The organism is Verticiella sediminum (assembly GCF_007558815.1).
Taxonomy (GTDB): Bacteria; Pseudomonadota; Gammaproteobacteria; order Burkholderiales; family Burkholderiaceae_B; genus Verticiella; species Verticiella sediminum.
In genome coordinates this window covers 149,604-175,430 of record NZ_VLTJ01000008.1, presented here as the reverse complement: position 1 = coordinate 175,430, position 25,827 = coordinate 149,604, and the positions used below count along the sequence as shown (strand labels likewise).

The 25,827-nt window shown below is 70.6% G+C and carries 19 protein-coding genes; 11 read left to right on the top strand and 8 right to left on the bottom strand.

Annotated features, from left to right (window positions below):
- Positions 1-37 precede the first annotated feature (37 nt).
- Positions 38-1,075 carry a DctP family TRAP transporter solute-binding subunit gene (locus tag FOZ76_RS05920; protein ID WP_143947215.1) on the top strand — a complete coding sequence of 346 codons (1,038 nt, stop codon included), beginning with the start codon at positions 38-40 and terminating at the stop codon, positions 1,073-1,075.
- Positions 1,076-1,126: 51 nt separating this feature from the next.
- Here FOZ76_RS05920 and FOZ76_RS05915 read toward each other — a convergent pair whose 3' ends face one another.
- Positions 1,127-1,585: a PIN domain-containing protein gene (locus FOZ76_RS05915; RefSeq protein ID WP_143947214.1), complete on the bottom strand. Its 459-nt coding sequence runs from the start codon at positions 1,583-1,585 to the stop codon at positions 1,127-1,129.
- Positions 1,572-1,799 (bottom strand): DUF6364 family protein, encoded by a 228-nt coding sequence (locus tag FOZ76_RS05910; RefSeq protein ID WP_143947213.1) that lies wholly within the window; start codon positions 1,797-1,799, stop codon positions 1,572-1,574. Before FOZ76_RS05910 ends, FOZ76_RS05915 begins: the two co-directional genes overlap by 14 nt.
- 232 nt (positions 1,800-2,031) lie before the next feature.
- Here FOZ76_RS05910 and def point away from each other — a divergent pair, with 232 nt between their 5' ends.
- Positions 2,032-2,556, top strand: coding sequence for a peptide deformylase (gene def, locus FOZ76_RS05905; protein ID WP_143947212.1), 525 nt, complete (start codon positions 2,032-2,034; stop codon positions 2,554-2,556).
- A 15-nt stretch (positions 2,557-2,571) separates the two neighbouring features.
- On the opposite strand, the gene FOZ76_RS05900 is transcribed toward def, so the two are convergent.
- From FOZ76_RS05900 to purL, 3 genes are all read right to left on the bottom strand, one after another.
- Positions 2,572-3,111: a GAF domain-containing protein gene (locus FOZ76_RS05900; protein ID WP_143947211.1), complete on the bottom strand. Its 540-nt coding sequence runs from the start codon at positions 3,109-3,111 to the stop codon at positions 2,572-2,574.
- 84 nt (positions 3,112-3,195) lie between these two features.
- Complete coding sequence (locus FOZ76_RS05895; RefSeq protein ID WP_143947210.1) at positions 3,196-3,618, bottom strand: VOC family protein; 423 nt, start codon at positions 3,616-3,618, stop codon at positions 3,196-3,198.
- 14 nt (positions 3,619-3,632) lie between these two features.
- Entirely contained in the window at positions 3,633-7,652 is a 4,020-nt protein-coding gene (purL, locus tag FOZ76_RS05890; RefSeq protein ID WP_143947209.1) for a phosphoribosylformylglycinamidine synthase, read from the bottom strand.
- 144 nt (positions 7,653-7,796) lie between these two features.
- Between purL and FOZ76_RS05885 the strand changes: the two genes are divergently transcribed.
- Together FOZ76_RS05885 and pbpC are read left to right on the top strand one after the other, a co-directional pair.
- Complete coding sequence (locus tag FOZ76_RS05885) at positions 7,797-13,064, top strand: alpha-2-macroglobulin family protein (RefSeq protein ID WP_143947208.1); 5,268 nt, start codon at positions 7,797-7,799, stop codon at positions 13,062-13,064.
- Entirely contained in the window at positions 13,042-15,468 is a 2,427-nt protein-coding gene (pbpC, locus tag FOZ76_RS05880) for a penicillin-binding protein 1C (RefSeq protein WP_143947207.1), read from the top strand. Before FOZ76_RS05885 ends, pbpC begins: the two co-directional genes overlap by 23 nt.
- Before the next feature lie 83 nt (positions 15,469-15,551).
- On the opposite strand, the gene FOZ76_RS05875 is transcribed toward pbpC, so the two are convergent.
- The 3 genes from FOZ76_RS05875 to FOZ76_RS05865 all read right to left on the bottom strand — a co-directional run bounded on the left by FOZ76_RS05875 (position 15,552) and on the right by FOZ76_RS05865 (position 19,315).
- Positions 15,552-17,108, bottom strand: a complete 1,557-nt coding sequence (locus FOZ76_RS05875) for a long-chain-fatty-acid--CoA ligase (protein WP_143947206.1) — start codon at positions 17,106-17,108, stop codon at positions 15,552-15,554.
- 3 nt (positions 17,109-17,111) lie between these two features.
- Positions 17,112-18,161, bottom strand: coding sequence for a Bug family tripartite tricarboxylate transporter substrate binding protein (locus FOZ76_RS05870; RefSeq protein ID WP_170235307.1), 1,050 nt, complete (start codon positions 18,159-18,161; stop codon positions 17,112-17,114).
- A gap of 119 nt (positions 18,162-18,280) precedes the next feature.
- Positions 18,281-19,315, bottom strand: a complete 1,035-nt coding sequence (locus FOZ76_RS05865; protein WP_170235306.1) for an AraC family transcriptional regulator — start codon at positions 19,313-19,315, stop codon at positions 18,281-18,283.
- Here FOZ76_RS05865 and FOZ76_RS05860 point away from each other — a divergent pair.
- From FOZ76_RS05860 to FOZ76_RS05830, 7 genes are all read left to right on the top strand, one after another.
- Complete coding sequence (locus FOZ76_RS05860; protein ID WP_342781863.1) at positions 19,293-19,895, top strand: tRNA-uridine aminocarboxypropyltransferase; 603 nt, start codon at positions 19,293-19,295, stop codon at positions 19,893-19,895. The genes FOZ76_RS05865 and FOZ76_RS05860 overlap by 23 nt on opposite strands.
- Before the next feature lie 26 nt (positions 19,896-19,921).
- Entirely contained in the window at positions 19,922-21,373 is a 1,452-nt protein-coding gene (locus FOZ76_RS05855; protein ID WP_143947202.1) for an exonuclease domain-containing protein, read from the top strand.
- A gap of 334 nt (positions 21,374-21,707) precedes the next feature.
- Positions 21,708-22,148 carry an ester cyclase gene (locus tag FOZ76_RS05850; protein ID WP_143947201.1) on the top strand — a complete coding sequence of 147 codons (441 nt, stop codon included), beginning with the start codon at positions 21,708-21,710 and terminating at the stop codon, positions 22,146-22,148.
- A gap of 135 nt (positions 22,149-22,283) precedes the next feature.
- Positions 22,284-23,243, top strand: coding sequence for a Bug family tripartite tricarboxylate transporter substrate binding protein (locus FOZ76_RS05845; RefSeq protein ID WP_143947200.1), 960 nt, complete (start codon positions 22,284-22,286; stop codon positions 23,241-23,243).
- A gap of 71 nt (positions 23,244-23,314) precedes the next feature.
- Entirely contained in the window at positions 23,315-24,079 is a 765-nt protein-coding gene (locus FOZ76_RS05840) for an SDR family NAD(P)-dependent oxidoreductase (RefSeq protein WP_143947199.1), read from the top strand.
- 51 nt (positions 24,080-24,130) lie between these two features.
- Positions 24,131-24,661: a VOC family protein gene (locus FOZ76_RS05835; RefSeq protein ID WP_143947198.1), complete on the top strand. Its 531-nt coding sequence runs from the start codon at positions 24,131-24,133 to the stop codon at positions 24,659-24,661.
- A 68-nt stretch (positions 24,662-24,729) separates the two neighbouring features.
- Positions 24,730-25,752 carry a LacI family DNA-binding transcriptional regulator gene (locus FOZ76_RS05830; RefSeq protein WP_143947197.1) on the top strand — a complete coding sequence of 341 codons (1,023 nt, stop codon included), beginning with the start codon at positions 24,730-24,732 and terminating at the stop codon, positions 25,750-25,752.
- Positions 25,753-25,827 lie beyond the last annotated feature (75 nt).

Sequence of the window (25,827 nt, the reverse complement as noted above, 5' to 3'; positions counted from 1 at the left end):
GCGACTCGCATCCGGTTCCACCCGTAAGGAGACACCCATGAAGAAGACCCTGCGTTCCCTGTGTGCCGGCCTCGCCGCCTGCGCCGCCTTCGCCCTCGCGCCCGCCGCCCACGCCGCCCCGGCCTACAAGTCGGAGTACAAGCTGTCCATCGTGGTCGGCACGACCTTCCCCTGGGGCCAGGGCGCCGTGATCTGGTCGGACCTGGTGCGCGAGCGCACCGATGGCCGCATCAACATCAAGATCTACCCCGGCACCTCGCTGGTGCAGGGCGACCAGACCCGCGAATTCACCGCCATCCGCCAGGGCGTGATCGACATGGCCGTGGGCTCGACCATCAACTGGTCGCCGCAGGTGCGCGCGCTCAACCTGTTCTCCATGCCCTTCCTGATGCCCGACTACGCCGCGGTCGACGCGCTCGTGCAGGGCGAGGTCGGCAAGGAGCTGTTCGGCCTCATCGAGAAGGCCGGCGTGCTGCCGCTGGCCTGGGGCGAGAACGGCTACCGCCAGCTCTCCAACTCCAAGCAGCCCATCCGCAAGCCCGAGGACATGAAGGGCCTGAAGCTGCGCGTGGTCGGCTCGCCGCTCTACATCGACACCTTCACCGCGCTCGGCGCCAACCCCACCCAGATGAGCTGGGCCGACGCGCAGCCTGCGCTTGCCAGCGGTGCCGTGGACGGCCAGGAGAACCCCGTCTCGATCTACACCGGCTCCAAGCTGTACAGCGTCGGCCAGAAGTACCTGACGTTCTGGAACTACGTGAACGATCCGCTGGTGTTCGTGGTCAACCGCGACGTCTTCAACAGTTGGACCAAGGAAGACCAGGAGATCGTGCGCCAGGCCGCCATCGACGCCGGCAAGCAGCAGGTGGAGATCGCCCGCAAGGGGATGTCGGGCGACGACCGCGCGCTGCTCGACGACATCGAGTCGCACGGCGTGGAAGTGGTCGAGCTGACCCCGGCCGAGCACGATGCCTTCGTAGCCGCCACCAAGCCGGTGTTCGACAAGTGGAAGAAGCAGATCGGCGAGGACCTGGTCGACGCTGCGCAGAAGGTAATCGCCGAACGCAAGCAGTAAGTCCTTGCAAGAGGGCCCGGCGGCCTGTCGACATCGGGCCGCCGGCTTTCTCTACGTCGAGAACGGATTCACCACCCTGATGTCGCGAAGCCGCCCACCATCGTGCAGATCCTCGCTGAGGAGCACGGGACAACCGCCGACACGCCCGGCCTGAACGATCAGCGCATCCCAGAACGACAGCCGATGGAGCCGCAGGAGGTCGATGGCGGCAAGGATGAGTTGCAGATCCACCTGCACCACGTCCAGCCGCGCGAACAGTGCCGCCTTGCGCTGCGCCAGCTCCGGCACCACCCCTAGCTTGCGGGTGGCGACTGCGTAGTACTCCTGCAGCACTTGCGTGGATATCACGCCCGTACGCGTGTACATGTGCTGCTCGATCAGGGCCAACGCGCAATCGCGCTTGGCTGGTGCATCGGTGGCATCGGTATGGACCAGGATGTTGCTGTCGATGAACGCACGCTGCAAAGCGCCGGCGTCGCGCAGAACGGCCTTGCGCTCAGGCGCGCTCATGCGCCTCGTTCCGGTCGAAACGCCAGCCCGCCAGACGGCCGCCGCTGGTTAGGGATAGCTCTCTCAGTTCGGCAACCTCGGTTTCGACGGTTTGCGCTCCAGCGAGCTGTTCGAGATATTCGCGGACTACCTGATTCAGGCTTTTGCCGCTCGCCTGTGCGACCCGGCGCGCGCGCTCCACGACCTTCTCGTCGATCGACAGTGTGATGTTCATTGGTGCTCCGTGCGCACATAACCTGTGTACACGAATATAGGGTTCGCATGCCTCGGTGCGTCAAGCGCGCCCCCATGGGCACGCTTGACGCCCACCTTCGACCCATCCAGCCTCGTGCGTTGCGGCTGTCAAGCGTTGCTGCCGTCGGCGGCCCTCCCGGCCGCCCGCCCCGGCCATCGCGCCGCCGCGTCTGCTAGAGTGTGGCGTCGGCCCTACCTTTGCCCTGCCTGCGATGATTCGTGACCTTCTCAAGATGGGCGACGCCCGATTGCTGCAGCCGGCGCAGCCCGTGGCAGAGTTCGACTCGCCGGCGCTGCGCGAGCTGGTGACCGACATGCACGACACTATGCGCCACGCGGGCGGCGTAGGGCTCGCAGCGCCCCAGATCGGCGTGGGCCTGCAAGTCGTGATCTTCGGCTTCGAACATAGCGAGCGCTACCCCGAGGCGCCTCCCGTGCCGTGGACCGTGCTCGTCAATCCCGTCATCGAACCGCTGTCGGACGCGATGGAGGATGGCTGGGAAGGCTGCCTGTCGGTGCCGGGGTTGCGCGGCGTGGTGCCACGCCACGCGGACATCCGCTACACGGGATACGACGAGAAGGGCAATCGCATCGAGCGCACGGCGCATGGGTTTCACGCGCGCGTCGTACAGCACGAATGCGACCACCTCATCGGTCGGCTCTACCCCTCCCGCATCGAGGATTTCACCCGCTTCGGCTACACCGACGTGCTGTTCCCGACGCTGGCGAGCCGGTAGCGAGCCCGGCCCGAGCTATTCGCGCGCGGTGCTCGCCTGGCGCGACAGCCCGGTCCAGTCCGTCCCCGACAGCAGCACCTCGACCAGCGCGGCGAAGCCGGCGGCATCCGCCGCATCGAAGCGCCCCGGCTCGGGGCTGTCCAGATCGAGCACGCCGAGGAGTTCGCCGGCAGTCGTCAGCGGCAACACCAATTCCGAGCGCGAAGCGCTGTCGCAGGCGATGTGGCCCGGAAAGGCATGGACATCGGGAACGATCTGGACCTCGCGCGTGGCCGCGCAGGTCCCGCAGACGCCGCGTCCGACCGGGATGCGCACGCAGGCGACCTTGCCCTGGAAGGGGCCGAGCACCAGCTCCTCGCCCCGCGCCAGATAGAAGCCGGCCCAGTTCAGCCCTGGCACGGTCTGCTGGATCAGCGCGGCGCACTGGGCGAGATTGGCGATGGCGTCGCGCTCGCCGGCGAGCAGCGCTTCGAGCCGGGCGCGCACGTCGGCGTAGGCGGAGCGCTTGGCGGCGGGGCTGGACATGTCCAGCACGCCGGATACGGTGAAGCTCATGGATGATCGACCAATCAGGAAAATGACGGAAGCGTCGACCAGTCGCCCCCCGCCGGGAGCGCTTCGGCGGCGCCTGAAGCACGCTCAGCCGGCGTAGCTCACGTTGCCTTCCGGGGAGATCGGCCAGACCGGGTTGTGCGCCACTTCCCACACGTGATCGTCGGGATCGGCGAAATAGCCGGAGTAGCCGCCCCAGGGCTGCTCGTGCGCGGCTCTGAGGATGCGTGCGCCGGCGGCCTCGGCCGTGGCCAGCAGACGATCGACCTCGGCGCGGCTGCGCAGGTTGTGCGCGAGCGCCATCCTGTAGCCCGGCGCCAGCGCGTGCGCGCCGATGTCGGCCAGGAAATCCTCGCGCTGCCAGAGGGCGAACACGAAGCCGTTGCACTGGAAGAACACGACGCCGTCGCCGGCATGCGCCGGCGACCAGCCCAGGCCTTCGCAATAGAAGGCACGGGCCCGGACCACATCGGCCACCGGCAGCGTGATCACCGAGACGCGTTGTTCCATGGCCACCGCCCCTTTCAGTCGACCCAGACGCGCGCGTTGCGAAACATCCGCATCCACGGCGTGTAGGCGCCGCCCGCGTCCGCGCTGCCCCAGCGCTGCGGCGCCCAGGACATCTGCACGTTGCGCACCACCCGTTCGGGGTGCGGCATGAGCACGGTGAAGCGCCCGTCTGCCGTGGTCACGCCGGCCAGGCCGTTGGGCGAACCGTTGGGGTTGGCCGGGTAGGCTTCGGTGATGGTGCCGCGGTTGTCGATGTAACGCATCGCGGCCAGCGCATGCGCCTGGTCGCCCTGGCGGGCGAAATTGGCGTAGCCCTCGCCGTGCGAGACGGCGATGGGCACGCGCGCGCCCGCCATGCCGGCGAGGAAGATCGAAGGCGACTCGGGAATCTCGACCAGCGAGAGCCGGGCCTCGAACTTCTCGGAACGGTTGGTGGTGAACGTCGGCCAGGCTTCGGCGCCCGGGATCAGCGGCGCGAGCGCGGCCATCATCTGGCAGCCGTTGCACACGCCCAGCGCGAAGGTGTCGTCGCGGCCGAACCAGGCCGCGAAGGCGTCGGACAGGCCCGCATGAAAACGGATCGTGCGCGCCCAGCCTTCGCCCGCGCCCAGCACGTCGCCGTAGCTGAAGCCACCCACGGCGACCAGCCCCTTGAACGCGTCCAGGCCGACGCGGCCCGACAGCAGGTCGGTCATGTGCACGTCCCAGGCCTCGAAGCCGGCGGTGTGAAAGGCGTGCGCCATCTCGACGTGGCTGTTGCAGCCCTGCTCGCGCAGCACGGCCACGCGCGGACGAGCGCCCTTGGCGATGTAGGGCGCGGCGACGTCTTCCTGCGGATCGAAGGCGACGCGCGGCGACAGACCGGGATTCTCGGCGTCCAGCCAGGTGTCGAATTCGGCGTCGGCGCAGGCAGGGTTGTCGCGCAGGCGCATGATGGCGTGGCTGACCTCGCTCCAGGCGCGGCCCAGCTCGGCGCGCGGACGCGACCAGATCTTCCTGGCGTCGCTGAACACCTCGACGTGGTCGGTGGTGTTGGGCTTGCCGATGACGTGCGAATGTTTGGACAAACCGGCGGCACGCAGCACGGACAGCACGGCGTCGCGCTCGGCGGCGGGCACCTGGATCACGATGCCGGCCTCTTCGGCGAAGAGCGCGCGCACCACGGCTTCGGCGCGCTGCACGGCGACCTGCTCGGGGCGGATCTTGTAGTCGCCCCAGTCGGCCGCGTTGGCGTCGAAGGTGAGCATGTCCAGGTTGATCGACACGCCGGTGCGCCCGGCGAAGGCCATTTCGCTCACGGTGGCGATGAGGCCGCCGTCGGAACGATCGTGGTAGGCCAGCACCGCACCCTGCTCGGCCAGCGCGCGCACCGTGGCGAACGCGGCACGCAGGGCCTCGGCGTCGTCCAGGTCGGGCACGCTGTCGCCGACCTGGTTGACCACCTGGGCCAGGATCGAGCCGCCCAGACGGTTACGGCCCTGCCCGAGGTCGATCAGGATCAGCACCGTGTCGCCGGCGTCGGTGCGCAGTTGCGGCGTCAACGCCTGGCGCACGTCGGCCACCGGCGCGAAGGCCGTCACCACCAGCGAGACCGGCGCCGTGACCTTGCGGCCTTCGCCGTTCTCCTGCCAGGTGGTGCGCATGGAGAGGGAATCCTTGCCCACCGGAATCGACAGGCCCATCTGCTGGCAGAACCGGCTGACCGCCGAGACCGTGTCGTAAAGCGCGGCGTCCTGGCCGGCTTCGCCGCAGGCGGCCATCCAGTTGGCCGAGAGCTTCACGTCCTCAAGGCTGGCGACGGGCGCGGCCAGCAGGTTGGTGATCGCCTCGGCGACCGCCATGCGCCCGGAGGCCGGCGCGTCGATCACGGCGAGCGGGCTACGCTCGCCCATGGCCATCGCTTCGCCCCGGTGGCCGCTGTAGTCGGCCAGGGTGACGGCGCAGTCGGCCACCGGCACCTGCCAGGGGCCGACCATCTGGTCGCGCGAGGACAGGCCGCCCACGGTGCGATCGCCGATGGTGATGAGAAAGGTCTTGTTGGCCACCGTGGGATGGCGCAGCACGTCGAGCACGACGGTGTCCAGCTCCAGGCCGACCAGATCGAGCGGCTCGCGCACGCCGGGCACGCGCTCGGCGTCGCGTAGCATGCGCGGCGGCTTGCCGAGGATGACGTCGATGGGCAGGTCGACCGGGCGGGGCTGTGCGTGCGCTGCCGGTACGTCGCCCGGCAGCGGGTCCAGCCCTTCGGCGTCGACCACGCGCAACTGGCGCTCTTCGGTGGCGATGCCCACTACCGCGTACGGGCAGCGCTCGCGCCTGCACAGCGCGTCGAAGAGGCCCAGGCTGGCCGGCGCGATGGCAAGGACGTAGCGCTCCTGGGATTCGTTGGACCAGATCTCGGCCGGCGACATGCCGGATTCCTCGATATGCACTTCGCGCAGGTCGAAGGTCGCGCCGCGCCCGGCGTCGTTGACGATCTCGGGAAAGGCATTGGACAGGCCGCCCGCGCCCACGTCGTGGATCGAGAGCACCGGGTTGTCCGCGCCCAGTTGCCAGCAGCGGTCGATGACTTCCTGCGCCCGGCGCTGGATCTCGGGGTTGCCGCGCTGCACGGAGTCGAAGTCGAGTTCGGCGGTGTTGCTGCCCACGCCCATGCTGGACGCGGCGCCGCCGCCCATGCCGATGCGCATGCCGGGCCCGCCGAGCTGGATCAGGAGCGAGCCGGGCGGGATCGGATCTTTCCGGGTGAGGCCGGCGTCGATGCTGCCCAGGCCGCCGGCGATCATGATGGGCTTGTGATAGCCCCAGCGGGTGCCGCCCGCGGTCTGCTCATAGGTGCGGAAGTAGCCGAGCAGATTGGGCCGGCCGAATTCGTTGTTGAAGGCCGCGCCGCCGATCGGGCCGTCGATCATGATCGAGAGCGGGCTGGCGATGCGCTCGGGCAGGCCGTGGTGATCGGCTTCCCACGCGCGCGTGGCCTCGGGCAGACGCAGGTGCGACACGGTGAAGCCGGTCAGGCCCGCCTTGGGTTTGGAGCCGCGCCCGGTGGCGCCTTCGTCGCGGATTTCGCCGCCCGCGCCCGTGGCCGCGCCCGGGAACGGGGCGATGGCGGTCGGGTGATTGTGCGTCTCGACCTTCATGAGCGTGTGCACCAGCGCGCTGCGCGCGGCGTACGCATGGCCGCCCGGCACCGGGTGAAAGCGCTCGGCCGCGCCGCCTTCCATGATGGCGGCGTTGTCCGAGTAGGCCACCACCGTGCCGCGCGGCTGGGCCGCGTGCGTCTGGCGGATCATGCCGAACAGGGTGTGGGGCTGGTCGGCCGCGTCGATGCGCCACTGCGCGTTGAAGATCTTGTGCCGGCAGTGCTCGCTGTTGGCCTGCGCGAACATCATCAGCTCGACGTCGGTGGGATCGCGCTGCAGCCTGGTGAAGGCTTCGGCCAGGTACAGCACTTCGTCTTCGGACAGCGCCAGGCCGAGCGAGGCGTTGGCCGCGTCGATGGCGGCGCGGCCCTGGGCCAGCAGCGGCACGCTGGCGAGCGGCTTGCCGGGCAGCTCGGCGAACAGCGCGGCGCCGTCGAAGTGCGCATCGACCACGGTCTCGGTCATGCGGTCGTGCAGCGCGCCGGCGATGGCGGCCAGTTGCTCGGACGGGATCTTCTTCTCGCCCAGCCAGCCGCGCTGCGGCACGAGGGTGTACTGCACGGCGCGCTCGATGCGCAGCACGCCGGGAATGTCGCAGTTGCGCGCGATGTCGGTGGCCTTGCTGGCCCAGGGCGAGATCGTGCCCAGGCGCGGAATCACCAACAGGCCGACGCCCTGCACCTCGGCGTCGGCCGGCTCGCCGTAGGCCAGCAGGCGCTCCAGGTTGGCGCGCGCCGCGGCGTCCAGCGCGGCATCCGTGTGCACGAAGTGCACGTGACGGGCTGAGACCTCGGCAATCGGCGCGCCGAGCGCGTGCAGGCGGGCCAGCAGGCGCTCGCGGCGAAAGGAGGACAGGGCGTTGGAGCCGGGCAGACGCAGGATGTTCGACACGGAAAGGCGGGAGGATGAAGGCGGAAGCCGCCATTTTACTGTGCCGCGCGGCCAACGTCGCCTCGTACCAACAGGCCCCGCCGCAGCCTCTGGCACAATCGGCCGGGTGCGCCAGCCGGGCGCGAGGGCAGCGGAGACAGGCGGATGACAAAGAGCAATCGCACGGTATGGGTCGGAGTGTTTCTCGGCCTGCTTCTTCTCGTTGCGGTCGCGGCGGTCGGCTGGTGGATGGGCGCGCGCAGCGCCGATGCCCGGGCCGGCGCCCCGGCTGCGCCCGCGGCGACGGCAAGCGTGGCCTCGGCGTCGCCAGGCGCCGCAACGGCGCCGGCCACGCCTGCGCCGGCCGAGCCTGCCAAGGCAGATCCCGCGTCCGGGGCGCCGGCGCTGCCGGCCTCGGACACCGGCACCCCCGACGCCTTCGCCCTGCTCGATTGCACGGCGCGCCTGTACGACAACGCGCAGGCCATCGCCGTCACCTTCACCCAGCCGCTGCGTGCCGGCCAGGACCTGGCCAGCCTGCTCAAGGCCAGCGACCTCGGCCCGGTGCCCGACCAGACCGCGCAACGACGCCGCGGCGGGGCGCAGGACGATGCCGAGCAGGCCGCCGCCACGCCCGCCAAGGATGCCGCGGCTGCCCAGCCCATCCAGGGCGAGTGGGTGCTCGGCGAGAACCCGCGCGTGGCCTATCTGCCCTACCAGCAGCCGAACCGGCGCTATCAGGTGGCGATCGGCGCCCAGGTGGCGGCTGCCGACGGCGCCACCCTGCCCGAAGCGGCGAGCTGCGATCTGGAGACACCGACCATGCCGCCGGCATACTTCTTCCCCAGCCGAGGCGTCGTCCTGCCGGCCGGGCAGAACGGCGGGCTGCCCATCGTGACCGTCAACGTGCCCGAGGTCGATGTGCAGTTCCTGCGCATCCCGCCCGAGAAGGCGCCCTACTTCTACGAAACCGTGCTGCGCGTGCGCGGCAACGAACCCGAGGCTGCCGCCGAAACGAACGGCGACGACGCCGAGGACGACCCCTGGCGCTGGGCCGGCAACCGCAGCCTGCAGGGCAGCGTCGGCATCTACGACCTCGACCGCCTGGCGCCCATCACCCAGAGCGTCTACACCGGCCGCTTCGTCGCCAGCACCGAGAAGGACCGCCGCAGCACCACCTTCCTGCCGGTCGAGGACATCGCCGAGCTGCAGGAGCCAGGCATCTACGTGGCCGTGATGAGCCAGCCCGGGCGCTTCAACTACGAATCCCAGGTCACGTATTTCTACGTCAGCGATCTCGGCGTGCACGCCCATCGCCAGGCCGACGCGCTGGATGTCTATGTAACGTCGCTCACCAGCGCACGCGCCGCCGAGGCCGTCGCCGTCGATCTGCTCGACGGCGACGGCAAGCGCATTGCCGGCGCACGCACCGATGCCGTCGGCCGGGCGGCCTTCGCCAGCCTGCCGGGCGACGCCCGGCTGGTCGTGGCCCGGCGCGGCCAGGAGCAGACCCTGCTCTCGCTCGCCCAGCCGGCGCTGGACCTGAGCGAGTTCGCCGCCACCGGTCACGCCGCCGGCGAGAACCGGCTGTTCGCCTACGCCGGGCGCGACCTGTATCGACCCGGCGAAACCTTCGCGGTGTCGGTGCTGCAACGCGGCCCGGACGGCGAACCCCTGCCCGCGGCCCCGATCACCGCCACGCTGAAGCGCCCGGATGGCCGCACGGTACGCACCGAGGTCTGGCAGCCGCATGCGAGCGCCCCAGGCTACGTCGAGCACGACATCGCACTGCCCGCCGACGCGGCCACCGGCACCTGGCGGCTGGAGCTGCGCCGCGATCCGGGCGCACGCCAGCCCGACACCGTGTGGTCGTTCTCGGTGGAGGAGTTCCTGCCCGAACGCATGGCCCTGGACTTCACCAAGGCGGCCGACGAACTGCTCGTCGGCCAGCCTCTGGAACTCCAGGTGCGCGGCCGCTATCTGTATGGCGCGCCCGCGGCCGGCAATCGCCTGCTCGGCACGCTCGGCGTCGAGCGTGCCCGTGTGCCGCTGCCGGAAACCTTGCCCGGCTTCATCTTCGGCGACGTGGCCGACGACGCCCGCCGCCAGTGGCAGGAACTGCCGGAGCAGGAAACCGACGCCGAGGGCCGCGCGAGTCTGGAGGTGCCGCTGGAACTCGCCGGCGCCCAATCGCCCATGCGGGCGCGGGTGCGCCTCAGCCTGCTCGAATCGGGCGGGCGGCCCGTGATCCGCACCCATGACACCCTGGTATGGCCGGCCGAGGCGCTGGTCGGCGTGCGTCCGCTCTTCGACAACGACGTGACCCGCCAGGGCAGCCTCGCCGAGTTCGAGGTGGCGCGAGCGCGCCGCGACGGCACGCTCGCGCCGGGCGGCGAAGCCTCGGTGCGCCTGTTCCATGAGCGGCGCGAATACTACTGGCGCTTCGACGACCAGAGCGGCTGGAACAGCGGCTACACCGAGACCGACGAACTGGTCGACTCGCGCACGCTGGACCTCGCCGAGCGCACCCGCCTGGCGGTGCCGGTCGACTGGGGCCGCTACCGCCTTGAGATCACCGACCCGGAGAACGGCCGCGTGCTGCGCTACCGCTTCTACGCCGGCTGGGACGCGCAGGACGCCGAAAACCTGGGCAATCGGCCCGATCGCGTCCAGCTACGCCTGGAGAATGCCGTGGGCGATGGCGACACGCTGCGCGTGCACGCCGTGCCGCCGCATGACGGCGAAGCCCTGGTCCTGGTCGAAGGCGGCGGCGTGCGCTGGAACGCGCGCATGCCGATCCAGGCCGGCGGCACGACGCTGGCCATCCCCTTTGACCCGGCCTGGGAGCGCCAGGACCTCTACATCAGCGTGATCGCGTTTCGCGCCGGCGCCCAGGGCGAGGCCCGGGTCACGCCCGCGCGCGCGGTGGGCCTGCTGCACGTCCCGCTCGCCCGCGAGGATCGCCGCCTGGGCGTGAAGATCGACGCGCCGGCGCGGGTGCGCCCCGAGACCACGCAAACGGTCGCGCTGTCCGTCGACGGGGCGGCGCCGGGCGATACGGTCTGGGCGACGCTCTCGGCGGTGGACGTGGGGATTCTCAACATCACGCGCTATCCGACGCCCGACCCCTTCGACTTCTTCTTCGGCCAGCAGCGCTACGGCGCGCAGATGCTGGACATGTACGGACGACTGATCGAAGCCATGCAGGGCCAGCGCGGCCGCCTGAAATGGGGCGGCGACAGCGGCGAGCGCCTGCGCGAGCCCATGCCGCCCAAGGTCCGCCTGGTCGACCTCTTCTCCGGGCCGCTGCAGGTCGGCGCCGACGGGCGCGTGCAGGTGCCGCTGGCGCTGCCCGACTTCAACGGCACCCTGCGCCTGATGGCCGCGGCGTTCACGCAGGATCGCTACGGCAGCGCCGAGGCGCAGATGGTGGTGGCCGCACCCATCGTCGCCGAACTCGCCGCGCCGCGCTTTCTGAACGACGGCGACCAGACGTCGATCGCGCTCGACGTGGCCAATCTCAGCGGCAACGCCCAGGACGTCGAGCTGGCGCTGGAGGCCGCTGCGCCCCTGGCGATCGAGGAAGGCGCGCGCACCTTGCGCCTGGCGGACGGCGAGCGCCGCACGCTGCGCTTCACCGCCCGCGCCCAGGGCGTGGGCGACGCCCTGCTCACCCTGCATGTGCAGGGCAAGGGCGGCAGCGAGCCGATCCGCATCGAACGTCGCGCCACGCTCGGCGTGGCCGCGGCCACGCCGGCGCGCCAGAGCGTGCACCGCGGCCGACTGGCGCCGGGCGAGAGCGCGCAAGCCGAACCGGGCTGGTTCGCCGGCCTGGCCGAGGCCGGGCTGCAGGTGTCGGTGAGCGCCGACGCCCGCCCACCGGTGCCGGTCGAACGACTGGTGCACGATCTGCTGACCTATCCCTACGGCTGCACCGAGCAGACCATCAGCGCGGCCTATCCTTATCTCATGATCGACGCTGGGCAAGCCGGCTCGCTCGGCATGCGGGACGTCTCGGCCGAGGAGCGCGAACGCCGCGTGGCGGCGGCCATCGGCCGGCTCGCCGGCATGCAGGCGGCCTCGGGCGCTTTCTCCCTCTGGGGCGATGGCCGCCAGGATGTCTGGCTGACGGCCTATGTCACGGCCTTCCTGCAGGATGCGCGGCGCGCCGGCCACGCCCTGCCCGCGCAGATGATCGAACGCGCGAACGGCTGGCTGCAGGCGCGCCTGCGCGAAGGCCCGTCGCGCTTTCCGACGCTGCCCGAGCGACTGGCCCGGTTCGACGACCAGACCAGCTATCGCGACGCCGACGCCCGCCTGATCGCCGACGGCCACCAGCGCTTCGCCGCCCTGGCCTATGCCGGCTACGTGCTCGCCCGGGAGCAGCAGGCGCCGCTCGCCAGCCTGCGCGAGTTGTACGACGGCCAGGCGGAGCGCGCCCGCTCCGTGCTGCCGCTGATTCACCTGGCCGCCGCCTTCAAGCTCATGGGCGACGCCCCGCGCAGCCGGCAGGCACTGGACGCCGGCATGACCCGGCCCTATGGCATGGCCGGCGCCGCCGGCAGCTACTGGCTGGGCGATTACGGCAGCCGCGTGCGCGACAACGCCCTGGCCTACAGCCTGATGACCCAGCACACGCTCGAGCACCCGCGCAAAGAGGTGCTTTTCGTGCAGGCCACCCAGACCCTGGGCGAGCGCAGCTATCTGTCGACGCAGGAACAGCTCGCCCTGATCCTGGCCTGGCAGGCGGCGCGCGTCGGCGCCACCGACGACTGGCGGCTGGCACTGGCGGTCGGCGGCTCGGAGCACACCCTGGCGCGCGACGGCACCGCCACCGCCAGCCTGGACGGCAAGGCGGCGCGCACCGCACGTCTGACCAACACCGGGCAGGCCCCGCTCTTCTACGAGGTCCGCAGCCAGGGCTACATGCCCGCACCCGTGCAGCCGGAGCGCCGCAGTGCCGGCGTCACCGCCGGTTGGTACCACACGGACGGACGCGCCTGGCAGGGCGAGCCGATCGCCTCGGGCCAGACCCTGGTCGTCAAGCTGGAGCTACAGGCCGAGCACGACATCGAGACCGGGCTGCTGGTGCATCGCATCCCGGCCGGCTTCGAGCTGAACAACGAGAATCTCTCACCCGACGACGAGATCCGCAACGTGGACTTCGGCGGCACGCGCATGGACGCGGCCGCCGACGACTCGGTGGCGAGCTATCGCGAGTACCGTGACGACCGCTACGTGGCGGGCGTGCGCGTGGCGGCCGGCAGCAAGCCCAGCGTGGTCCTGTTCTACCGCCTGCAGGCGACCAACCCCGGCACCTACACCATGCCGCCCGCGCTTCTCGAAGACATGTACCGGCCGGAGATCCGCGGCATTGGCCGCACCGGCACCGTCACGGTGCAGCGCGCCGATGGCCCCGGCGCGCGACGCTGAGCGCTCCCGCGTGGCCGCCCGGAGGGAGCGCTTGCCGCCCGGCAGGTCCTCGCGCCGGCGCCGGTGCGCCCGCCTGGCTGCGTCCGCGCTGGGTACGCTCGGCCTGGCGCTGGGCGCGGCGGCGCTGGTGCTGGACCAGCGGTACCCCCTGCCCCTGCCCGACGCGCGCGGCGGCACCGTGGTCACCGATCGCGACGGGGTCCCCCTGCGCACCTGGCCCAGCCCCGACGGCGTCTGGCGCTACCCGGTCGGCCTGGCCGACGTGTCGCCGCGCTATCTCGACGCGCTGCTCACCTACGAGGACCGCTGGTTCCGCTGGCATCCCGGGGTCAACCCCTGGGCCCTGGCGCGCGCGGGCTGGCAGTGGCTGCGCCGGGGGCGCATCGTGTCGGGCGGCTCGACGCTGACGATGCAGGTCGCCCGGCTGATCGAACCCGGCCTGCAGGCGGACACCCGCGCCCTGTCCACCAAGGCGCGCCAGATACTGCGCGCGCTGCAGCTCGAATGGCACCTGGACAAGGACGAGATCCTCACCCTGTACCTGAATCATGCACCGATGGGCGGCATCGTCGAGGGCGTGGAGATGGCGAGCCGGATGTGGCTGGGCAAGCCCGCCGCGCACCTGACGCATGCCGAGGCCGCGCTGCTCGCCGCCCTGCCGCAGGCGCCCTCCCGGCTGCGCCTGGATCGTCACCCCGAGGCGGCGCGCGCGGCGCGCGACAAGGTGCTGCAGCGCATGGCGGCCACCGGGCGCTGGCCGGCGGCCGCCGTACAGGATGCCCGCCTCGAGAACATCCTGGTGCCGCCGCTGCGCGCGCGCTGGCTGGCGCCGCTCGCGGCCGAGCGGCTGCAGCGCGAACACCCGGGGCCGGTGGTGCGCTCGACGCTGTCGGCCGAACTGCAGAGCACACTGGAACGCATGCTCGAGGACCGCGTGCTCACCCTGCCGCCGCAGATGACGATGGCGGCCATGGTGCTGGACAACGACACGCTGGAGGTCCTGGCCCACGCCGGCACGGCGGACTTCGCCAACCCCGAGCGCGCCGGCTACGTGGACATGAGCATCGCCTCGCGCTCGCCCGGCTCCACGCTCAAGCCCTTTCTGTACGCCCTGGCGCTGGACGACGGGCTGGTGCATTCCGAGAGCCTGCTGGTCGATGCGCCGCAATCCTTCGGCGGCTACCGGCCCGGCAACTTCCAGGCGGGTTTCATCGGGCCGGTCAGCGTCGCCGAGGCCCTGGTGCGATCGCTGAACGTGCCCGCCGTGGACCTGCTCGAGCGCGTCGGCCCGCAACGCTTCGTGGCGCGCCTGCGCAACGGCGGCTTGCCGTTGCGGCTGCCGGCCTACGCCCAGCCGAACCTGAGCGTGATCCTGGGCGGTGCCGGGACCACCCTGACCGAGCTGGTCGGCGCCTACCGGGCGCTGGCACGGGACGGCGTGGCGGGCACGCCCCGGCTGCTGGCCGGGCAGCCGCGCGAGGAACGCCGCCTGATGAGCCCGCAGGCCGCCTACATCGTGCGCGACATTCTGGAGACCGGCGGCCATCCCGACCGGCCCTACGCCGGCGCGCGGCGCGGCCTCGCCTGGAAGACCGGCACCAGCTTCGGCTTTCGCGATGCCTGGGCGATCGGCGTGACCGAGCGCTACACGCTGGGCGTCTGGGTCGGGCGGCCGGACGGCACGCCCAACCCCGGTTTCTTCGGCGCCAACGTCGCGGCGCCGCTGCTCGCCGACCTGGCCGCGGCCCTGCCGGCCGCCGGCGCGGCGCGTGCGGCACCGCCGCCCGGGGTGGCGCGCACGACGATCTGCTGGCCGCTGGGCCTGCGCGCCGCGGACACACCGCCGGCGCAATGCCTGCAGCGCCGCACGGCCTGGACCATCGCCGGCACGGCGCCGCCCACGCTGGCCGACCGCATCGGCGGCGCCCCACTGGTACAGACCGTGTGGCGCGATGCCGCGTCGGGCCTGCGCGTCACGCCCGCCTGCGCGCGCGAATCGCAGGCAACCGATCTGGCCACCTGGCCGGTGGCCGTGCGGCCCTGGCTGGCGCTGCGCGGATTGGCCCAGCCGCTGGCCGAGTTGGGCTGGGCGCCGGATTGCCGTCCTGCGGCGCAGCCCGCCGCCGGCGGACTCGCGATCCAGGGGGTTGCCGACGAGGCCGTACTGCGTCCGGCCGCCGGCGGCCGCGAGGTGGCGGTGCGGGTGCAGGCGCAGGGTGGCGCGGCGCCGGTGCGCTGGCTGCTCGACGGCCGGACGCTGCCTGCCGAGCCGGCCAGCCCGACCCTGCGCTTCGCGCGCGACGGCCGGCACCGGCTGACCGCCATCGACGCGACCGGACGCCACCAGAGCGTCGCGTTCGAAGTCGCCGGCACCCCCGCCCCGCCCGGGGCCGGCCTCCCTTGAAGACTCGCCCATCGGCGTGAACGCGGCCTGCGCGAACGACAGCCCCGCGCTCGCCGACGCCTCGCCGCTACGCCGCCGCAGGCTCAGTTGACGTTGCGCTCCCGGCCGCTCCAGTAGGGCTTGCGCAGCACCTGCTTGAGCACCTTGCCGGCCGGCGACATCGGCAGCTCGTCGACGGCGTCCAGACTGCGCGGCAGCTTGTAGCCCGCCAGCCGCTCGCGGCAGAACTCGCGCAGGGCCTCGAGATCGATGTTCGCGCCCGCGCGCGGCACCACGACCGCGTGCACCCGCTCGCCCCAGCGCTCGTCGGGCACGCCGATCACCGCGCACTGGGACACGTCGGGATGGCGCGAGAGCACGCTCTCGACTTCGGCGCTGTAGACGTTCTCGCCGCCGGTCACGATCATGTCCTTGATGCGGTCCACCACGTAGAGGTAGCCCTCGTCGTCCATGTAGGCGCCGTCGCCCGTGTGCATCCAGCCGTCCCTCAGGGCCTCGGCCGTGGCCTCGGGCTGCTTCCAGTAGCCCATCATCACGTTGGGGCCGCGCGCCACGATCTCGCCCACCGTGCCGCGCGGCACCTCCCGGCCCTCGGCATCGACGATGCGCACCTCGACGGCGTAGCTCGCCCGGCCCGCGGAACGGTGCAGCCCGCGCTCGCGCGCCCGCGGCGTGTGATTGGCGGGCGGGTTGATGCTGATGACGGGCGCGGTCTCCGTCATGCCGTAGGCATGGTAGAAGCCGGCGTGCGGCCAGGCCGCCATGGCGCGCTCCAGCAGCCCCATCGACATGGGCGAGGCGCCGTAGGCGATGCGCTCCAGGCCGGAGAGATCGTGCGCACCGAAGCTCGGGTCGTCGAGCATCATCTGGATCATGCTGGGCACCAGCATGATGTCGTTCACGCCCTCTTCGGCGATGGTGCGCATCACCGCCTCCGGGCGGAACATGGCGCTCACCACCGAGGTGCCCCCCACCACGAGCTGCGACACGAAGCGCCCCAGCGCCGCGGTGTGGAAAAGCGGCGGCACCAGCAGAGTCACCGACGAGCGGGGCACCTCGAACTGCGCCATGCGCGCGATCGCCGAGGACCAGAGGTTCATGTGCGAGAGCATCACGCCCTTGGGAAACCCGGTCGTGCCGCCCGTGTACAGGATGGCCGCCAGGCTGTCCCAGGCAGCGCAGGCGTCGGGCGCCGGCGGCGCGGCGGCGAGCCAGTCCTCGTAGGCCAGCGTGCCGGCGGGCGCTGCGCCCTCGCCCACATGGATCACGGTGCGCACGCAGGGCGCCTGCGCCCGCACGTCGGCCAGCATGCCGGCATGCGCCTCGTCCACAAAGAGCACCTGCGTGTCGCAGTCGCGCAGGGCATACGCCATCTCGACGGCCGACCAGCGCGTGTTGAGCGGGTTGACCGCCGCGCCCGCCCACCAGGTGCCGACGAAATATTCCAGATAGCGGTCGGAATTGAGCGCGAGCATCGCCACCCGGTCGCCCGCGGCGACGCCCAGGGCCTGCAGTCCGCCCGCCAGGCGGGCGGCGCGCTCGGCGAGCTGCGCATAGGAGCGCCGCCGCTCGCCGAAGACGGTTGCGATCTTGTCGGCGGATTGCTGCACCGCGCGGTGCACGCCTTGCGTCAGCGACATGGCTCAGTCCGCCTTGAGTCCGGCGTCGCGGACCACGTCCGCCCAGCGCTCGTAGTCTTGCGCCACCTGCTGCTTGAAGACTTCCGGCGAACTGCTGGTCTTGATGATGATGCCGGCGGGCGCGACCTGCTCGGCCGTAGCCGGGTCTTCCAGCACGCGGCGCACGTCGGCGGCGATGCGCTCGGACAGCGGCTGCGGCAGGCCCGGGGGCGCGAACACGCCGAACCAGCCGGCCAGTTCCATGCCCGTGTAGCCCAGCTCCTTGAATGTGGGTACATCCGGCATGTCGCGCGCGCGTTCCGCGCCGGTCAGCGCCAAGGCGCGCAGCTTGCCGCTCTTCAGGTGCGGCAAGGCGCCGTTCTGGGACATGATGACGGCCGGGATCTGCCCGCCGAGCACGTCGGTCACGGACGGCGCCTCGCCCTTGTAGGCGACGTGCACCAGTTCGAGATTCTGCTGGCTGCCCCAGACGTGCATCAGCAGGTGGCCGGTCGAGCCCGTGCCGTAGGAGCCGTAGGACCCGTAGCGCTTGGGGTCCTTGCGCGCGAGATCGGCCAGCTCGGCCGGCGTGCGGGCCGGCACGGATTCGTTGACGACCAGCACCAGCGGCGTGACGGCGGCCATCGTGATCGCCGTCAGGTCCTTGCGCGCGTCCAGGGTCGCGCTGGGCTGCATGTGCGGCAACTGCAGCATCGAGGACAGCGTGAGCATCAGGGTATAGCCGTCGGGGGCGGCGCGCGAGGTGGCCTCCGCGCCGATCATGCCGCCCGCGCCGCCGCGGTTGTCCACGGTGACCGGCTGCTTCCATTGTTCCGACAGGCGCTGGGCCACGACCCGGCCCAGCAGGTCGGTGGCGCCGCCGGCCGGATACGGCACGATCAGATTGACGGGACGCTGGGGCCAGTCGGCGGCCAGCGCCGGGGCCGCGGCGAGCGCGCCGGCGGCGCAAAGGGCCAGGGCACCGGCACGCAGCCAGCCCAACGTCGCAGCAAGGTGAGTGAAGAACGCCGGCCCATCGGCCGGAGAACGGCTTGCGCTTTGGTACGTGGTCATAGGGTCTCCAGGTCTTCTTTTTGTCGTGGGGCCGCCCCAGGCGGCGCCTGCCGCGCCATTATTCATGCCGCCCCTGGGAGCCACAATGACCGTAGCGCTCCAGCGATTGACCCAAACGCTCAGGCCTGCGATGCGTCCGCCGCTCCCGTCAGGTGATGCCGGCGGTACTCGCCGGGCGCCACGCCGGTGGCCTTCTTGAAGGCGCGATGGAAGGTGCTCGACTCGGAGAAACCCAGCATGCCGGCGATCTGGCTGAGCGAGAGATCGCGCCGCGCGAGCAGCCCGATCGCCGCGTCGCGGCGCAGCTCGGCGGCGATGACGCGAAAGCCCGTGCCCTCGTCGCTCAGGCGCCGGCGCAGGGTCTGCGGCGCCACGCCCAGGCTGGCGGCGCACTGTTCGAGGCTGGGCTGGGCGTCGAAGGGGAACTGGCGCAGATGGTGGCGCACCTGGGCGCCGGCGCCGCTGCTGGCCCGATAGGGCAGGATGAGGTTCTCGGGCATGGCCGCAAGAAAACGGCGCAGACATTGCGCATCGCGCACGACGGGCAACTGCAGCAGGCCCGCGTCGAGCACGATGCTGTTCTCGCCTTGCTCGAAGTGCAGGTTGGGCGTGAGCAGACGCACACTGTCGCGGATGTGCTCGGGCCGCCGGCAGCGGAAGGTCACGCAGCGCGGCTCCAGCCTGCGATCGACCAGCCAGCCGGCCACCTGCAGGCACTCGAACATCAGGGTGGCGACGCCGAAATCGTAGGCGCCGTGCAGCGGCTGCCCCTTGCGCCGGGCCAGCAGGATCGCAGCGTCCCCGCGCAGGACCAGACGCGGCTGCAGCTCGCGCAGGAACAGGCGCAGGAAGGCCACGGCGTCGCGCAGCGCCGCCCCCAGATCCGGCAGGCCGACGAGCCGGCGGCACAGCACGGCGAAAGTGCCGGGTGGCAGCGGCTGCCCGCCCCAGCCCCAGAACTCGTCGCGCATCACGCGCTTGACCGTGCGCATCAGCGCCGCGTACTGGCTGCGCGACACGCGCGCCTGGTCCGATTCGAGCAGGGCCGGCGAGATGTACGCGCGGCGCAGCACGGCCGCGATGTCCACGCCGCGCGCGGCGGGCTCGCGCAGCAGTTCGTGGACCAGCGGGATGCCTACGGTATGCTGCGTCATGTCCTGCGTTTCCTCCCCATCCGGACGCCTGGCGTGCCCGCGCTGCCGGCGCCCGGTCTCGCACTGCCTGTGCGCGCATGTTCGTATCTTGTCGAATCGTACCCGCGTCATCGTGCTCCAGCACCCCGACGAAGCGCGCCACCCGCTCAACACCGCGCGCCTGGCCGTGCTCGGGCTGGCCGATGCCGAGCTGCACGTGGGCCTGAGCTTTCCGAGCAGCCTGTGGGAAGACGAGGAAAGCTGGCTGTTGTTCCCACCCGAGGCGGGCCATGCCGGGACGGCGGCGCCGGGCGCCCGCCCGCGCCGCCTCATCGTGCCCGACGGCACCTGGCGCCAGGCGCGCCGCCTGGTCCGCACCCACCCCGGCCTGGCGGCCCTGCCCCGCCTGCCCCTGCCGCCGGGCCGGGGCTCGCGCTACACCGTGCGCCGCGCCTGCTTCGAGAGCGCGCTCGCCACCATCGAGGCCATCGCCGCCGCGCTGGACACGCTCGACGCGCCCGCGCGGCACGACGCCCTGCTCGCGCCCTTCACCGCCCTGGTCGAAGGCCAGTTGGCCGCCGCCCGCGGCGCGGCCGGCTAGGGCCGCGCGGCAGTACAATCGCGCGCATGCAGCAGCATTCCTTTCCCGATCTCGCCTTCGTCGACATCGAAACCACGGGCGGGTCGGCCCAGCACGACCGCATCACCGAAATCGCCGTGGTGCGAGTCGGGCACGACGGTGTCCACGAGTGGCGCAGCTTCGTCAACCCGGGCTGCCCGATCCCGCGCGCGATCCAGTCGCTCACCGGCATCACCGACGCCATGGTGGCCGATGCGCCGCCCTTCGAGGCGCTCGCCGGCGAACTGGTCGGCCTGCTGAGCGGCCATGTGTTCGTCGCGCACAACGCCCGCTTCGACTACGGCTTCATCAAGAACGCGTTCGCGCGCATGGACGCCGACTTTCGCGCCAACGTGCTGTGCACGGTCCGCCTGTCGCGCCGCCTCTACCCGCAAGCCGACAGCCACAGCCTGGACGCGCTGATCGCCCGGCATGGCCTGCGCATGGGCGAGGCCGACGGCGGGCGCCACCGCGCGTTGGGCGACGCGCGCGCGATCCATGCATTCTGGGAAATGGCGCGCACCGAATTCGCGCCCGAACTGCTGCTGCAGACCGTGCGCAAGCTGTGCGAGCTGCCCAGCCTGCCGCCGGCGCTGCCGGCCGAGCTGCCCGAGCAGTTGCCGAACGCGCCGGGCGTGTATCGCTTCGAGGACGAGCGCGGCGCGCCGCTCTACATCGGCAAGGCCGTGGACCTGCGCCGGCGCGTGCTGTCGCATTTCTCGGGCGACCATCGGCGCACCGCGAGCATGGAGCTTTCGCAGCAGGTGCGGCGCGTGGCGTGGACCGAGACGGCTTCCGAACTGGAGGCCCTGCTGGTCGAGGCAAGCCAGGTCAAGGCGCTCGCGCCGCTCTACAACCGACAGTTGCGGCCCCGGCAGAACACCTACGCCTGGCGCCTGGTGCCCGACCTGGTCTCCGGCCAGCTCGTGCTCACCGGCGCCAACGATCCGGGCATCGGCGTGGACGCAGAGGTCTACGGTCTGTTCGCCAGCCGCGCGGCGGCCCGCGGCTGGCTGCGCGAGCGCGTGGACGAGCATGGCCTGTGCGCAGTCCATACCGGACTGGAGAAGCAGACGCCCGGCAAGCCCTGCTTCGCGCGGCAACTGCGCCGCTGCCTGGGTGCCTGCCTGGGCCACGAACCGACCCACCTGCACTACGCCCGCCTGTGCGAGGCGCTGGCGCCGCACCGCGTCGAGCCCTGGCCCTACGGCGGCCCGATCGCCCTGCCGGGCAACGGCGGGGTGCTGCACGTGCTCAATCGCTGGGCCTATGTCGGCACGGCGCAGGACGCGCAGGAGGCCGCGGTGCTGGCCCGCGAGGCCCCGCCCCGCTTCGACGCCGACGTCTACCGCATCCTGCGCGCGGCCCGCGAGGAACTCGAACAGCGCGCACAGCCCGTGCGCCCGCTGATCATGCCCGACCTCGACCGCGAGGCCGGGCCGATCGCGGTAACGGCCTGAAGACGGGCGGCGGGCCGGCTCGAGCGGCTGGCCCGGCTGGCCGCACACAGTGCGCGCCTGCTCCCCTCACGGCGCACTTTCTGCTCGCCAGTGGAAACGTTCCATGTAGCGACATGCCTTCTCCGCCACCGAAGAAATCCATCAAGCAATTAATTTCTCTTGGTAAAAACCGCATCCTTGCTCTTCCAGGGTAAACCCCATCTTTCTGACCAGCCAAAAAATTTCGATAATTTGCGTGAACGTTTCCACATCATGCGCATGACAGCTTCCGGCCGAACGTGAAGCATCCCAGCCGCAGTTCGCATCGCTCGGCTGGCCAGGAGGAACAACACCGATGGCAAACGACCTGCGCGCAGCCCGCATCCAGACCGTGAAAGATCACATGGCGCTCGAATGCGTGCACGAATGGGACAAGGTTCTCGATACGTTCCAGCATCCGCGGTACGAAATGCACGCCAGCGGCGCCGTCTTCGACGGCAGGCAGGAGGTCATGGAGTACTTCCACACATCGCGCGCAGCGTTCCCGGATCTCAGGAACGACATCATCGCCGTCGCCGCTGCCGACGACAGCGACACCGTGCTGGTGGAATTCTGGCTGGAAGGCACGCATCGCGGCGCCTTCACCGTCAACGGCAGAACGTACGAGCCCACGGGGCGCACGTTCCGCGTGCGCATGGCGGCCTCCTTCGAGTTCGCGCCAGGCTCCGACAAGATCGTCTGCGAGCGTCCCTACTCCTGTCAGGACGCCAAACTGCGCTCGCTCGGCCTGCTCTGAGGCACCGTGGCATTCCCCCGGGTGAAACCGGCGCTGGCGCCACAGGGCAGCATGGCCGGCTCGCTCGAATACCAAGATCTCCCGGCTCGGTCGACCCAGGGAGACCCGCAACGCACGAACCGGAGGAGACTCAGCATGAAAAGCGTTCTATCCGCGGCCCTGCTATCGGCCGTATTCGTTGTACCGGCCGCGCTGGCTCAGGACTATCCGTCGCAACCCATCCGCATGCTGCTGCCGTTCTCGGCAGGCGGCGGAGGCGATACCCTGGGCCGGATACTGGCCGAGCGCTTCTCGGCGCAACTCGGGCAACCCGTCGTGGTCGAGAACAAGCCCGGCGCGGGCGGCACCATAGGCACCGGCATGGTCGCCAGGGCCCCGGCCGACGGCTACACCATCACCATAGGCGGGATGACGACGCACGTTCTCTCGCCGGCCGTCTACAAGGCCTTGCCCTACGATCCCCTCAAGGACTTCACCTCGATCGGCGCCATCGGCACCTCGGCCATCCTCGTCATTGCCTCCAAGAACCTGCCCGTCGACAACCTGGCCGAACTCAAGGCGCTCGCGCAGACGAAACCCCGGCCGATCCAGTACGCAAGCTGGGGCGTGGGGTCCACGGGGCATTTCTGCGGCGAGGTGCTGGTCCAGCAAGGCAACGTCAAACTGCAGCACGTGCCCTACAAGGGCACGACGCAGGTCGTCACCGATGTCATCGGCGGGCATATCGACCTCGGCTTCGTCGACATGGCCACCGGCACGCCGTTCGTGCGCGACGGCCAGGTCAAGGGCCTGGCCGTCTGCACCCGACGTTCGCCCAGCGTGCCCGATGTCGCGAGCTACAAGGAGCAAGGCATCGATTTCGACCGCGAGCTGAACTGGGCCATGTATGTGCCGGCGGGCACACCGGAGCCGATCGTGCAGAAGCTGTCGGCGGTGCTGGAGAGCACCCTGCAGGAACCCGATGTCGTGGAAAAGCTGCTCGGCCTGGGCATCACGGCTCAGTTCGTTCCCGGGCCGGCGCATCAGAAAGCCAACGCCGAAGACATCGCAGCCTGGAAGACCATCGCCCACGAAGCCGGCATCGAGCCGCAATAGGCTTGCCGCGAAAGCGCGCGGGCGGCCCGGGCTCGGGAGTGTCTGCGCGAGCCGCATCATTCGAGACGAACATGAAACTGCTGGAGAACCGGGTGGCCGTCATTTCCGGTGCGTCGCATCCCAAGGGAATCGGCAAGGCCACCGCACGTCTTTTCGTCGAACATGGCGCACGCGTCGCACTCCTCGACCTGGAAGAAGACCTGGCGCGGGAGGCCGCCCGGGACATCGACCCCGATCCCGGCAAAGTGGCCGCATTCGGCTGTGACGTCGCCCACATGGCGCACTGCGAACGGGCCGTCCGGCAAGTGGCCGAATGGTCGTCCGGCCGCATCGACATCCTGATCAACAACGCGGCCGTCACGCAGAAAGCAACGTTCCAGGAGATATCCGAAGCCGACTTCGACCGGATTGCCCGCGTCAACCTGCGCGGGGTCTTTCTGCTGTCTCGAGCGGTGCTGCCGAGCATGGTCAAACAAGGATCAGGCAGCGTGATCTGCATCTCGTCGCTGTCGGCGCAGAACGGCGGCGGCATCTTCGGCGGCGCGCACTATTGCGCCGCCAAGGCCGGCGTGCTGGGCATGACACGCGCAATGGCCAAGGAGTTCGGGCCGCACGGCATCCGGGTCAACGCCATCGCGCCGGGCCTGATCACGACGGACTTTTCGCGCACCGGCCGTTCGGACGCCAGCAAGGACGAAGCCGCGCAGGCCTGGCCCCTTCAGCGCGCCGGCCGGCCGCACGAGATAGCAGGCGGCTGCCTGTTTCTGGCCAGCGACCTGAGCACGTACGTGACCGGCACGACGCTGGACATCAACGGCGGCGCGTACATGAACTGACAAGACGCTGCGCCGGTGTGCCATGTTCGTCCCATGACAGAAGGAGTCATCATGAGTATTGTCTTCGGCGGTATTCGCCAGGTCGGCTATGTGGTCTCGGACATCGAGCAGGCCATGCGGCACTGGTCGAGCGTGCTGGGCGTGGGCCCCTGGTTCTACAAGAAAGACGCGGGCACCACCGAGTTCCGCTATTACGGCAGACCGTCGCAGCCGCCGACGCTTTCCATCGCCCTGGCCAACTCGGGCGATCTGCAGCTCGAATTGATCCAGCAGCGCGACGATGCGCCGTCGCTGTATCGCGATTCCCTGGCGCGCGCGGGAGAATGCGCCCAGCACGTCGCCTACTGGACGCTGGATCGCTACGACGAGTTCGCCGAGACATTGCTGGCGCGAGGTTACGTGGAAGGACATGGCGGGCGCATGGGAATCCGTGGCCGCTTCGGCTACTTCCTGCACCCGGAGCTGCCCAGCGGGATGATAGAACTGTCGGAACTGACCGGAGGCAAAGGGGACTATTTCGAGGAGATCCAACGCGCCTGCGACGCCTGGGACGGCGCGTCCCCCATCCGCGCGCGCGGGTAGCGCCATGCCGATACCCCAGGAGCAGCGCGTGTATCGTAGCTGTCCTCGACATCAGCAAAAGCGCAATCATGAAGGATCGGGTCACCATTCGGGACGTTGCCAGGCAGGCAGGGGTATCACTCGGCACCGCCTCCAGGGCGCTCAACCGCACAGGGCGCGTCAGCGAGGAGGCGATCGCCGCGGTGACGCAGGCCGCGCGACAGCTCGGCTACCGGCCGGATGCCGTGGCGCGCAGCATGCGCACGCGCTCCTCGGGCGTGATCGGCCTGCTGGTCTCGGATCTCGCGAACCCCTTGTACGCCCAGATCATCACCGCGGCCGAAACGGCATTCCAGGCTGCCGGGTACTCGCTTCTGGTGGCCAACACGCACTCCGAACGCAAACGCGAGACATCGTTGATCGAACTGTTCCGCGGGCGGCGCGTGGACGGCCTGATCCTCGGGCCCTGCGAGAAGGAATCGCCGGAACTGCTGGAACAACTGTCGCGCGAACTGCCCGTGGTGGCGCTGGACCGCGAATTCGGCCAGGGCTGCAGCGGCGTGCAGGTCGACCACTATGCCGGCGCCCTGCAGGCGACCCAGTATGTGCTGAACCTGGGCCATACGCGCGTCGCGCTGCTCACGCCCGCCAGCGACCTGCGGACCGGCAAGGAGCGTATCGCCGGCTTCCGACGCGCATTCGAGGAACGCGGATTGACGCCGTTGCCGAACCTGATCCGCGCCGAACAGTCGGCCATGGAGTTCGCGTTCAGCGAAGCCATGTCGCTGCTGTCGTTCGCCGAACGGCCGACGGCATTCATCTGCCTGGGGACACGCATCCTGGCCGGCGTCCTGCAGGCGATACGCCACATGGGCCACACCGTACCCGGGGACGTCAGCGTCATCAGCATCGGCGACACCGACCTCTCCCGGCTCTTCAGCCCGACGATCACCTCGCTGAACTGGGATCTGGACGTTGTCGGCACATGCGCGGCCCAACTCATCTTCAAGCAGCTCGATCGCAAGTCACAGACGCCGAGCGCCGAACGCATCGTCGTCAAGACCCAACTGATACTGCGGGAGTCCTGCGGGCCGGTGACAACGCAGGCCTGATCCGACGTGGGTGGGCCGTCCAGGCCCTTCTGCACGGATCGCGCAGGCGCCAGGCCCGCGCACACCGGGAGCACG

Coding starts and splice junctions, on each gene's coding strand:
- FOZ76_RS05895 (WP_143947210.1), bottom strand. CDS start 3,618: ATGGAACAACGCGTCTCGGTGATCACGCTGCCGGTGGCCGATGTGGTC.
- FOZ76_RS05830 (WP_143947197.1), top strand. CDS start 24,730: ATGAAGGATCGGGTCACCATTCGGGACGTTGCCAGGCAGGCAGGGGTA.
- FOZ76_RS05910 (WP_143947213.1), bottom strand. CDS start 1,799: ATGAACATCACACTGTCGATCGACGAGAAGGTCGTGGAGCGCGCGCGC.
- FOZ76_RS05885 (WP_143947208.1), top strand. CDS start 7,797: ATGACAAAGAGCAATCGCACGGTATGGGTCGGAGTGTTTCTCGGCCTG.
- FOZ76_RS05920 (WP_143947215.1), top strand. CDS start 38: ATGAAGAAGACCCTGCGTTCCCTGTGTGCCGGCCTCGCCGCCTGCGCC.
- FOZ76_RS05860 (WP_342781863.1), top strand. CDS start 19,293: ATGCCTACGGTATGCTGCGTCATGTCCTGCGTTTCCTCCCCATCCGGA.
- FOZ76_RS05840 (WP_143947199.1), top strand. CDS start 23,315: ATGAAACTGCTGGAGAACCGGGTGGCCGTCATTTCCGGTGCGTCGCAT.
- pbpC (WP_143947207.1), top strand. CDS start 13,042: ATGGCCCCGGCGCGCGACGCTGAGCGCTCCCGCGTGGCCGCCCGGAGG.
- FOZ76_RS05915 (WP_143947214.1), bottom strand. CDS start 1,585: ATGAGCGCGCCTGAGCGCAAGGCCGTTCTGCGCGACGCCGGCGCTTTG.
- FOZ76_RS05870 (WP_170235307.1), bottom strand. CDS start 18,161: ATGACCACGTACCAAAGCGCAAGCCGTTCTCCGGCCGATGGGCCGGCG.
- FOZ76_RS05875 (WP_143947206.1), bottom strand. CDS start 17,108: ATGTCGCTGACGCAAGGCGTGCACCGCGCGGTGCAGCAATCCGCCGAC.
- FOZ76_RS05835 (WP_143947198.1), top strand. CDS start 24,131: ATGAGTATTGTCTTCGGCGGTATTCGCCAGGTCGGCTATGTGGTCTCG.
- def (WP_143947212.1), top strand. CDS start 2,032: ATGATTCGTGACCTTCTCAAGATGGGCGACGCCCGATTGCTGCAGCCG.
- FOZ76_RS05865 (WP_170235306.1), bottom strand. CDS start 19,315: ATGACGCAGCATACCGTAGGCATCCCGCTGGTCCACGAACTGCTGCGC.
- FOZ76_RS05850 (WP_143947201.1), top strand. CDS start 21,708: ATGGCAAACGACCTGCGCGCAGCCCGCATCCAGACCGTGAAAGATCAC.
- FOZ76_RS05845 (WP_143947200.1), top strand. CDS start 22,284: ATGAAAAGCGTTCTATCCGCGGCCCTGCTATCGGCCGTATTCGTTGTA.
- FOZ76_RS05900 (WP_143947211.1), bottom strand. CDS start 3,111: ATGAGCTTCACCGTATCCGGCGTGCTGGACATGTCCAGCCCCGCCGCC.
- FOZ76_RS05855 (WP_143947202.1), top strand. CDS start 19,922: ATGCAGCAGCATTCCTTTCCCGATCTCGCCTTCGTCGACATCGAAACC.